We start from the raw sequence: 10,569 nt of genomic DNA, 5'->3' as shown, positions 1-10,569 counted from the left end.
GCCGTCATCTGTTCCTACCCACAGCATATCCTTTTCTAAGGGAGAAGGTTCAATCACCAATATCGTACAATGATTTTCTGCTCCGGTAGCATCCATCGAAAGACCTCCACTTTCACTTTGTTTTAGTTTCTCCGGGTCATTGGTTGTCATATCTCCAGAGATCACTTCCCAGGTAAGCCCTTTATTAGTGCTTTTGTGTACAAACTGGCTTCCAAAATACACGGTGTTATTATCAAAAGGATCTTGTCCTATACCGGCATTCCAGTTAAACCTCAATTCTGTCGTCGCATCTGGAGGTGTTGGTCTTACTGTGTAGTTATTTCCGGTAAAATGGTCGTACCTGCTAACAAATCCCTGTTGACTCATAGCATATCCAAAGCGCGAATCGTCTTTATCCGGAACAACATCAAATCCATCCCCAAAGGCAATCTCTTGCCAATAGCTATTGCGTATCCCCTGATCTTTCCAAACATATGCCGGACCGCGCCAGGATCCATTATCCTGCATACCACCATACACATTATATGGAAATTCATTGTCTGTGCTAATATGGTAGAATTGCCCAACAGGCAGATTGCCAATGAATCGCCAGCTTTCTCCTCTGTCTCTGGTAATATTCATACCCCCGTCATTTCCATCGATCATAAAATGTCCGTCCTCGGGGTGTATCCACCAGGCGTGATGATCGGGATGTACGCCATTGGCTACTCCATACGCCGGCATCAATTCTGAAAAGTTCTTACCCCCATCTTCTGAAACATTCACATAAGTAAATACCGAATAGACCCTGTTCTCATTCTGCGGATCCACATAGATCTCGGAATAGTAAAATGGTCTGTTACCTATTTCACTTTTGTCATTGATCTTTTTCCATTTAAAACCCCCGTCTTCGGATTTGTAAAGTGCATTCTTCTTTGCTTCAACCAATGCGTATACCACTGAGGGTTTACTGCGGGCCACTGCCACACCTATTCTGCCAAGTTCTCCTTTTGGAAAACCATCTTCTTCACTGATCTTTTTCCAATTCACCCCTCCGTCATGGGTCATATAGAGTCCACTACCGGGACCCCCAGATTTAAAGAACCAGGGATCTCTTTTGTGTTCCCACATCGCTGCGAACATCTTATTGGGATTGGTGGGATCCATTATAAGGTCGGCCACACCGGTCCTGTTATTAACAAAAAGCACTTTAGACCAGGATTTACCCCCGTCCGTAGTTTTAAAAACTCCTCGTTCCGGATGCTCTCCCCAGGTATATGCCTTGTTTTTTCGAGCCCCATGGCCATCCAATTTTTGCCACCGTCGAGCGACTTATAAATGCCATAGCCTCCATTTAGACTGTTTCTAGGATTGCCTTCTCCTGTACCTGCCCAGATAACCGAAGGATTACTCTGTTGGATAGCAACGGCCCCTATAGATGCGGTTAACTCCTTGTCAAAGACCGGTTTCCAGGTAATCCCACCTGATGTAGATTTCCACAAGCCACCCGATGCGGTCCCAACATACATAACGTCTGGTTCGGTTTGCACCACGTCAATGGCAGTTACCCTACCGCTCATCCCACCAGGGCCAATATTGCGGGGTTTCAAGTCCTGAACCAGGTCCATTTTAAAGTCTTGAGAGAATAGGGAAACGGATGCCAAAAGCATCAGAGAGAGTAGTCCTTTTTTCATAATTATAGTTAGTTCTAGGTTCGTTCGCTAAATATACCAAAATCACTTCTTGTAATTCTTAAATAGTTGTTAAGGAAGTAAGTGGTATGCCTCTTTTGTGGCCTTTGCAACAGCGCTTTATTTTATACTTTAAGCTATATATTTGTATTAAAAGTGGAGATGAATTATTCTAACAGCTTATTATTTGGATGCTTATTCGTTCGCATGGCGTTCTATATTACAGGCAATTTACTTAGATGGTATCCTCCTAAAAAGATCAATCATTGGCCCTGGCAAGCAGTATTTCGATGATAGTTTTTACAGAAAGGACTTAAAAAAGAACTTCCGGATATGACAGTTGGGACCAATCTATACATAAGTTATTCTTCACTCTTGTAGATCTGACCATCCTTCATTACAAACCTAACCTCCTTCATTACACCAATATCCTTGGAAGGATCACCTTTAACACCAACAAGATCGGCCAGAAAATCTTTTTTTATGCTACCTGCCCTGTCTAGATGAAAGACCTTTGCGTTCACGCTGGTGGCAGCTTTTAAAACATCGAGGGGTTTCATGCCATAAGAGACCATCAGATCCATTTCGCGGTAGTTCTCTCCGTGGGGAAAGACGCCTACATCACCTCCAAACACGATGGTTACGCCTGATTTAAGTGCAAGGGAAAAAGATCTTCTCTTTGCTATCATCCTGTCAGAAGGTGCCTCCTTTTCTTTATCCCATCCTCTATATTGTTCTATGGCGTCACCAGCGGCCAGAGTAGGGCACAGGGCAACTCCATTCTCTTTCATTAATTGAAATATTTCTGACGTTCCTTCATCCCCATGCTCAATGGTTTCTACGCCTGCCATAATTGCCCGGCGCATGCCTTCCGGCGTACTGGCGTGTGCAACCACATAACTTCCGGCGCTGGTAGCTGTGGCCACCATGGCTTCTAATTCCTTAGGTAGAAAAGTAGGCTCTGATGCAGCTCCGGGGGTCCATCTATAATCGGCATATACTTTGATGAAATTTGCCCCATTCCCAAGTTGTCTTCGTACGGTCCTTATCACTTCATCTATCCCACTTGCTGTTTCTGCCCCTAAAGGAATTGTTACTCCATCATGAAACCCCTTTGGGCCATAAGCTCCTGTGGCAACAATTGCTGGCCCGGCCACTAATAAACGAGGTCCGGGTACGATTCCTTCATCTATGGTTTTTTTTAAATAAACATCTGTATACCCCGCTCCTTCTGCACCTAGATCGCGCATAGTTGTGATACCGGCCATTAAAGAATTGTTGGCATGTACAGCACCTCTGATCGCTCTTTCCGCAGGAGATTCTTTGAGAACCTGGTCATTCCAGGAAGTCTCATTGTAAGGGTGTAGCAGAAGATGCGAGTGACCCTCAATGATGCCCGGCATTAGTGTCATGTCTGGCAGAGGGATTTTCGTGGTACCTGCTATCATCTTAAGTCCGGAGGAGGTACCGGCATATGTTATTTGGTTTCCTTCTACCAAAACCACCCAGTCTTTATGCATGGATTCCCCGTCGAAAACGCGCTCTGGTATTATAAGGGTCTGACTAAAACCTGAAAAAAAGCCTAAGACAATGGCAACCAGGCTTACTTTTAATGAAATTGATTTCAGGAAATTGAGATTTTTAAAGAATTCCATACATAGCTGATTATTGATTTTCCGCATGTGAAGCAATGACCTTAAGTTTCTTGTCGATCGATTTTCTGTCTATCCATTTGCCGCCTAACATTACCCCGTCTAATTTTTTTAGTGCCTTAATGTCTTCCATGGGGTTTTCTCTAAGCAATAGTAAATCTGCAACCATGCCTTCCTTTATTTGTCCAAATACTTCTTGCTGTTCAAAATAGATAGCCGGATTTAAAGTACCACTTTGAATGATCTGAAAAGGTGTTAAACCGGCGTTAATCATTCCAACAATTTCATGATGGATAGAGAAACCTGGTACATTGAATAACTGTGGGGCGTCTGATCCTAAGAGGATACCATGCCCATTGTCTTGCAAGGCTTTTATCAACTGAAGTCTGATAGCATTGAACCGTTCCCATTGAGCCTTACTAAAATTAGTGCCTTTCCCCATGGTTTGTTCTTTGCGGATCTTCCAATTTGTTAGTGTCGTTACCGGCATATAGATCATTTCCGGCTCATTGAGGAGTTGATCAGCAGAAACAGGAGCGAACCATCGTTCGAACAAACTTTGAGTTGGGACGATCCAAACCTTATTTTCCTTAGATAGTGAAACCAATGAAGGGATCAATGAGGTATCGGCCAGCTTTGTAAAATCATAACCAAAAAATCCGTTTTCTCTAGGGTTTACCCCGGCAGTCTCCGGTACCAGGCCTTCCAGATAACCATCAACATGATCAATGGAGGCATATCCGCTTTTTAATGCATGTCTTATACCCACATCAACAGGTACATGGCCCGCAAAAGGGATATTCACTTCTTTAGCCGTTGTTACTATCTGATCAAACACGGGTCTTAAAATACCGGGATGAATTTTTAGGAAGTCGTACCCATCTTTTTGATACTCGGTAACCTTTGCTTCGGCTTCCTCCACAGTTCTTACGGTGTTGCCATTTAGAGAAGGGCTGGAAGTGAAGACCCTTGGACCTAATACTTTGCCTTTTGCTACCAGTTTTTTTAGTTCGAGGTGAGACGGGTGTCCCAACATCCCTCTTATAGTGGTAATGCCGTTGGAAAGGTATAGAAACAAGGTTTCTTCCAATTGTTCCTGCGAAATAGGAGGGGCCGGAATGTGGGCATGCATTTCTGCCAGACCAGGCATCACATACTTACCTTTCCCATCAATGACTGTTTGAAAACCCGTGGTATCTTTAAGAATACCAGTTATACGACGTATTTTTCCAGAATCTATTTCAATGCTTTTGTGTTCCATGATCTCGCCGGTGCTTACATCCAAGATGGAAACATCAGATATTAGAATTGCCGATGATTTCTTTTGTTCAGGAATCTCTTGGCAGGATCCAAGGAGGAGTACGAAAATGAGAATAAAAAGTCGTTGCATTACAATGGTATTTGATCAGCTTACAAGGCCATCTGTCAACCTGTAAACACTTCTGTTCAATGAATAGGTAAGGTAGAAAGAATTACCGATTTAGAAACCTTCTCAATCCTATAAAAATGAAAATAAAGAAAGAAAAACCAATAAAAAAAGGAATGATATAATCCTTTAGATCAAAAGCGAGCATACCGCCAATGATCAGTAATTGGAACCCAAGACCAAATGTAGATACAGCCGTCATAAACCACTTAGGCAATATTTTGCCGGTAACCGCTTTGCGGTCCAGATGGTAAATCATCTTATCAAATGGGCCATAAAAGAATCGATAGATCTTGAACAGGATGTTTACATATTGTTGTTTTTCCCCTTTCATGGCCTTGGGAACTTCTTTTTCGAAGACCCTGCTGGTGGTATCCCCATGGAATCGGTTTCGCAGTATTACATAGTAATAATTGTAAAGGGTTCCCTGTAATTGAAGCCCAATTAAGGCTAAAATAGTGTAAACCACAGATCCCTCAGTAACTTTCCAGATTGTTGTAAAAAGAAGTATGTTCAGTATTATATCAGAGATAGAATCCAGGTAGCGTCCTGTATATGAAGGTGTTTTCTTTATTCGGGCCAATTCTCCATCGGCCGCATCGAGTATCGATTTTAGAACTAACAGTGCAGCCGCTGCCCAATAATATTGAAATAAAATACAAACGGTTGCCAGAATACCGCAAATAAGAAAGAGCAGTGTAACATGGATGGGGGTTACGCAGGTATTTTTAAGGGATACAGCTATTTTATTTCCTGCTGCTCTGCCATAGTCGGACAGGTCGACAAAACGATATTTCTTCGGCAATTTGGACATGACCCCGGCGACATCATTACCTGTAATTTACAAAGAACGAAAACACGCTGGCTGAGTAAGAAAACAAGGTAGTTTTACAAAGATATCTTTTTTAAAACAGAAGGGTATTTTAATCTAACCTGGTTGTTCTTATATAAATATTTTTGTCTACCACCATCTGGCTTATATTGGGAAGTTTTTCACTTTTCCATTCCATTGAAGGTAAAAGCCAATGTTCTTTTTCACCGATATAAATACGTACGGGCATATCAAAATCTGCAACAATATCGGTATACCTGTAGGTAATGGTATTTTCATCCATTTTGTATTCGAGTGTTGGGATCGCCGTCGATCTTAGGTATTGGTTGAAAAATGCGGTAAGATCAATGCCTGTTTGTTCACTGAGATAGTTTTCAATTTGTGCAGTAGTTACGGTTTGATGATAGAATTCCGCATTCATGCCTCGCAGAATACTCCGCCATTTTTCGTCGTCTTCCAACAGTTGCCTTAGGGTGTGGAGCATATTGGCTCCTTTGTAGTACATGTCACTTGAACCAGATTTGTTCACTCCATACGGACCAATAACAGGTCTGTCGTTTCTGATTTTATTACGGGTGCCTACCACGTATTCAGAAGAAGCAGTTTTACCCTGATGATAATTGAGGTAAAGATTTTCTGAATAAGCTGTAAATCCTTCATGTACCCACATATCTGCAATATCCTTATACGTAATATTATTGGCGAACCACTCATGTCCCGATTCATGAATTATGATAAAGTCGAACGTTTCTCCCCATCCAGAACCGGAGAGATCATTGCCTAAATATCCGTTTTGATACTTGTTTCCATAGGTAATAGAACTTTGATGTTCCATACCCAGATAAGGGACTTCCACCAATTTGTAACTAAGGTTTCACTATATGATACATAGTCACCAATATTTACATTCACACCGTAATTGTTGATAGGATTGCGAACGTACCAGTCGTAGGTTTTGGTGTCTTTTTGCTCACGAACTTTTTTTAGTCTTCCATTGGCTACTGCGACAAGATCTTTAGGCACTGTAACACTAATGGCCATGCTGTCTACCTCATCGTACATATGGTCTTTATTGGGCCACCAAACACTGGCCCCAAGTCCTTGGCATGAAGTTGCAACAAAAGGATGTCCGTTTCTATCCATGCTCCAGGAAAATCCTCCATCCCAGGGTGCTCTGATCGCAGCCCGCGGATTTCCTGAGTAGGTGATCACAATTTCGTTAATCTCACCAACTAGCTGAGGTTTTTCAAGGGTTACAAAATGCGAATACCCTTTGCTGATATAGGATAATGGCTGCTCATCTTGCTGTATGCTCAGGATCTTCAAAGGTTGCTGAAGATCTACTTGCAATACCTGATGTGGTTTAAGTACTTTATAGCGAATGGTATTCGATCCTTCAATCAACCTTTCCTCCGGTTCTACTTTTACCTGTAGGTCATAGAAAGTTAGGTCCCACCAAGCTCTTTCCGGAGTGATACTTCCACGGAGACTATCTTGTTGGGTAAACATCTGGGCGCTTCCAATAGAGCTAACTAATACAGTTAGGACTAAAATGCAAAGAATTCTAAATTTCATGATCTTCCGGTTACGAATTAGAATTTACGACCAAAAGATACGCATAATCACTGGCCTCAAGAATAGATCGCATATCGTTTGTGGTCAAAAGATTTTCAAGCGCTTTCTTCTTATTTACCGCATTTTGATAATACGACTTTGATATCAGATAACCCAGCCCATATCCGAGATCGTGAGGCCTGTCTTCAATAGATCCCCCATTGTAAAGCCAATTAGAAAGATCTTCTGAGAATAGTTCTTGTTGCAGATCTGCAGAAATTATCTCAAAGTTTTCCGGGGAATTCAGGTAATCTAACTGTGCTGATTGTATGGGCATTCCGGTTGAAAGTTCTACCAAAAAATCGCATACTCCTTCCTCAATGATCTTGTAAAGAACCTTATCTCTATTCACCTCGTCCCCATAATTTTGCTGAAAATGCATAAGTTCATGCAGGATAAGTTGAGGAAGCATATTCATTTCCATAATTGACTCCTTTTGCCAGTCATTTAGTTCCATTACAGGCATTCCATCCGATCTGCCATACATGTCTCCCCCAATAAATAATCCCATTTCAGAGGCTGTACCACCCGAATTTAATAAACCTGGAACCATATAGACCTTTGGGAATACAGCATTTGGGTAAAGTGTTTTAAAGGTCTGCATTGCTATCTTAGTTTGTTGTTTGAGTCCCTCCGCACTTTGCTTCCTTAAATACCCCCGCAGATATGTGTAATATTTTGGAGAGCCATTGATCATCTGCCCATACATATTTTCCAAATTGTAGTATCTAATGGCATAATAGTCTCTGATTTCGGGAGGACCTAGTAATATATAATTCTTTAAATACTGTTTGGCGCTATCCGGATTTGCTTTGGCTTCCTCAAAATATGGCCAGAATTGGTCCATAGCCCTCATTTCCAGCGTAAAGTTTGAGATATTATGAAGTTTTACTTCCAGAGAATCAAGACGTTTTTTTAAGTGCCTCATCTCCTTAGTGTTTAATTCAACAAGGCCAGGATATTGCTTGAGAATAGTAGGGTTGGCCATACCATGATCTATAGCCTTATGGATGAGTAATACGGTAGAATCTAATTTATCCGCAAGCTGATAGAGCGAAGCGGCCTCCATATATAGCTCTGATGAATGGAGGTCAATATTCGCTTCAAATATCTCTCTTGCGATCTCATCATAACGTTCATTGCGCTCCATTTTCTCATAATCTTCAAAGAGGATATTGAGATCTGGCAGATAGCCGGTGGAAGCAACTGAAGTATTTTCTTTTTGGACCTCACCACAGCTAAAAAGCAATAAACAAAGGCAACCGTATAGCCCTTTGCATAAAAAACGATTTGTAGTCATTGTTCTTTAATTCCGGAATATACCATTAGGAAAGACCACCGGACTTTCAAATCCTTCTGCACTTACCGCGGCAACACCAAAGAAATAATTATCGATAACTATCCCTTCTAAGGTAAACTCATTAACATTGCCTACCATTCTGCTATGATCCCAGGTAGGTGAGGTGGTGTCTCGCCAGTAGATCTTATAGCCTGCTGCTCCTTCGGACTTGCTCCATTTTAAAATAGCTGAGGGTGCAACAATACCGCCAATTTGCACTTCTGCCGGTGCCGGGGGTGCCCAGGCCAGAGAGGCCAGATTAATGGCATTCACAGCCGTTAGCTTTTTGGCAAATTCAAAATTTACATGTTCTAACACATCGCCGTAAGCAATTCCATCTTCCACGCGTATATCCTGATGTTGTTGGGTGTAATTTTCATGTGCCTCCATAATCCTGATCCCCGGAAATCCCTGATCATTAAATGGCCTGTGATGGCCACCACGCCCAAACCTATCTAATCGGTAAATTAGCATCGGATTCATTTCTGGCATAAACGTCTTGGTATTCTTATGTACATAGCGAGCTAATTGTCTGGAAATACCATCAACCTCGCCTCCGTAAAATCTTCTCGCATTGCGTTGCTTTTCCGTCTCAGTCGGAGGTACCGGTTCCGAGAAGATCCTGAAATCTCGGTTGCTGGTCACCCCATCTACACCGGTGATATTTCCTATCATATCATTATTTAAAACTCCAATAATGTCCCATCCTTTTTCCTTGGCATAAGCTGCGAGGAATTTACCCCCATACAATCCTTGTTCTTCACCAGATAGTCCTACATAGATAATGCTATTCTCAAAACTGTATTTTGAAAGAACCCTTGCAGCTTCTATAGTTCCGGCCATACCACTGGCATTGTCATTAGCACCGGGAGAATCGGAGGTATAATTGGTTGGGTCACTTACTCTAGAATCTATATCCCCACTCATGATGACATAGCGGTTTGGGTATTTAGTACCTTTTTGGATAGCTACCACATTCACTACCATCACATCTTTAACAATTCGTTGATTATCGCCTTTTTTAACTAATTCCTGATGGTAAAATACATTCAGGCAGTTATTACAAGCTGCAGAAATATTTTCGAACTCTCCTTTAATCCATCGCCTTGCTGCACCAATACCTCTTGTAGAAGATAGGGTATCACTTAGGGTATGCCTTGTGCCAAAATTAGCGAGCTTGGTCACATCTGCTTCTATGCGTTCCGATGAAACGGCATTGACGATGGCGTATATATCGTTGGATGATTGACCATATGAAAGTTGAAAGGAAACAAATAGGGCAGTAAAAAAGATGTACTTCATAATAATGTATTTCTGTATTTTTTATCGAACCAAACAGCGTGAAGGTAACATAATGGCCCTAAAAGACCATAAAAGAACCCTGGAGCCCCAAAGTTAATACCAACTTTTAAAACACCTAATATAATCGACATTATTGCCACCAGAACATAAAGTGAAAAATGGTGTGCATAAAAAAGGAGGTCTATGGAAGATTGAATTGATCTTGTCTTTCTAAAAGCTCTGTAATACATAAGAGCGTAGCATAAAAAGATCAAAGCGAAACCAAAGCCATACATTACGAACAAAGAGGCTAATCCATCACGGGTTATAGCTTGAAGACCCATCCAGGAATTGATCAATGACTTTAATGGAAATACGTAATACAGTACTACAAAAAGCAGCACAGAGTTCAAGGCAATGATCCAGTTATCTATATAAGAGTTCCTTCTGAAGAAATTGTAATGTATCTTCCATAGCATTACTAAAACAAAGAAGCTGGCTCCAAAACTTATAAAATTGGTAGCCTTGGCCCCGGTTAACCAGAGGCTTGCATCCATATCCAGTGTTACAACCATCAGGGTTGCGGCAAAAGCAAACACCCCGTCACTAAAGGCTTCCACTCTGTTGTTGTTATGTAAGAACTTCATAGGGTCCATGATTAATTACCTGGAACTTCGGCTGCGAAAGCCAACTTATTTGAAATACTATTGGCGGCAATCCTGGAGATCTTCGAAATTTTACTTTTAGGAAATTCC

The 10,569-nt window shown here is 41.6% G+C and carries 6 protein-coding genes and 2 pseudogenes; all 8 read right to left on the bottom strand.

All coding sequences use genetic code 11. From position 1 onward, the window contains the following. Positions 1-1,673: pseudogene (locus Q0X72_RS12950) on the bottom strand (WD40/YVTN/BNR-like repeat-containing protein); the annotation flags it as partial. Between the two features lie 359 nt (positions 1,674-2,032). Further along, complete coding sequence (locus tag Q0X72_RS12945; protein ID WP_297766213.1) at positions 2,033-3,325, bottom strand: amidohydrolase family protein; 1,293 nt, start codon at positions 3,323-3,325, stop codon at positions 2,033-2,035. Between the two features lie 10 nt (positions 3,326-3,335). Continuing rightward, positions 3,336-4,712: an amidohydrolase family protein gene (locus Q0X72_RS12940; protein WP_297766210.1), complete on the bottom strand. Its 1,377-nt coding sequence runs from the start codon at positions 4,710-4,712 to the stop codon at positions 3,336-3,338. A gap of 82 nt (positions 4,713-4,794) precedes the next feature. Then, on the bottom strand, positions 4,795-5,562 hold the full coding sequence (locus tag Q0X72_RS12935) for a CDP-alcohol phosphatidyltransferase family protein (protein ID WP_297766208.1): 768 nt from the start codon (positions 5,560-5,562) through the stop codon (positions 4,795-4,797). A gap of 109 nt (positions 5,563-5,671) precedes the next feature. Beyond that, positions 5,672-7,089, bottom strand: a pseudogene (locus Q0X72_RS12930) (M1 family metallopeptidase). A 76-nt stretch (positions 7,090-7,165) separates the two neighbouring features. Continuing rightward, the gene (locus Q0X72_RS12925; RefSeq protein ID WP_297766206.1) at positions 7,166-8,494 is read right to left on the bottom strand and encodes a hypothetical protein; all 1,329 of its coding nucleotides are present in this window, start codon (positions 8,492-8,494) and stop codon (positions 7,166-7,168) included. Positions 8,495-8,500: 6 nt separating this feature from the next. Next, entirely contained in the window at positions 8,501-9,835 is a 1,335-nt protein-coding gene (locus Q0X72_RS12920; RefSeq protein WP_297766203.1) for a M28 family metallopeptidase, read from the bottom strand. Next, positions 9,832-10,461 carry a TMEM175 family protein gene (locus Q0X72_RS12915; protein WP_297766200.1) on the bottom strand — a complete coding sequence of 210 codons (630 nt, stop codon included), beginning with the start codon at positions 10,459-10,461 and terminating at the stop codon, positions 9,832-9,834. The genes Q0X72_RS12920 and Q0X72_RS12915 overlap by 4 nt, the downstream gene beginning before the upstream one ends. Between the last annotated feature and the right edge of the window lie 108 nt (positions 10,462-10,569).

The organism is uncultured Muriicola sp., from assembly GCF_947258935.1.
Classification (GTDB): Bacteria; Bacteroidota; Bacteroidia; order Flavobacteriales; family Flavobacteriaceae; genus Muriicola.
The sequence above is the reverse complement of the archived record's forward strand: the minus strand, read 5'-3'. Positions and strand labels throughout refer to the sequence as shown.

Coding starts and splice junctions, on each gene's coding strand:
- Q0X72_RS12945 (WP_297766213.1), bottom strand. CDS start 3,325: ATGGAATTCTTTAAAAATCTCAATTTCCTGAAATCAATTTCATTAAAA.
- Q0X72_RS12940 (WP_297766210.1), bottom strand. CDS start 4,712: ATGCAACGACTTTTTATTCTCATTTTCGTACTCCTCCTTGGATCCTGC.
- Q0X72_RS12935 (WP_297766208.1), bottom strand. CDS start 5,562: ATGTCCAAATTGCCGAAGAAATATCGTTTTGTCGACCTGTCCGACTAT.
- Q0X72_RS12925 (WP_297766206.1), bottom strand. CDS start 8,494: ATGACTACAAATCGTTTTTTATGCAAAGGGCTATACGGTTGCCTTTGT.
- Q0X72_RS12920 (WP_297766203.1), bottom strand. CDS start 9,835: ATGAAGTACATCTTTTTTACTGCCCTATTTGTTTCCTTTCAACTTTCA.
- Q0X72_RS12915 (WP_297766200.1), bottom strand. CDS start 10,461: ATGAAGTTCTTACATAACAACAACAGAGTGGAAGCCTTTAGTGACGGG.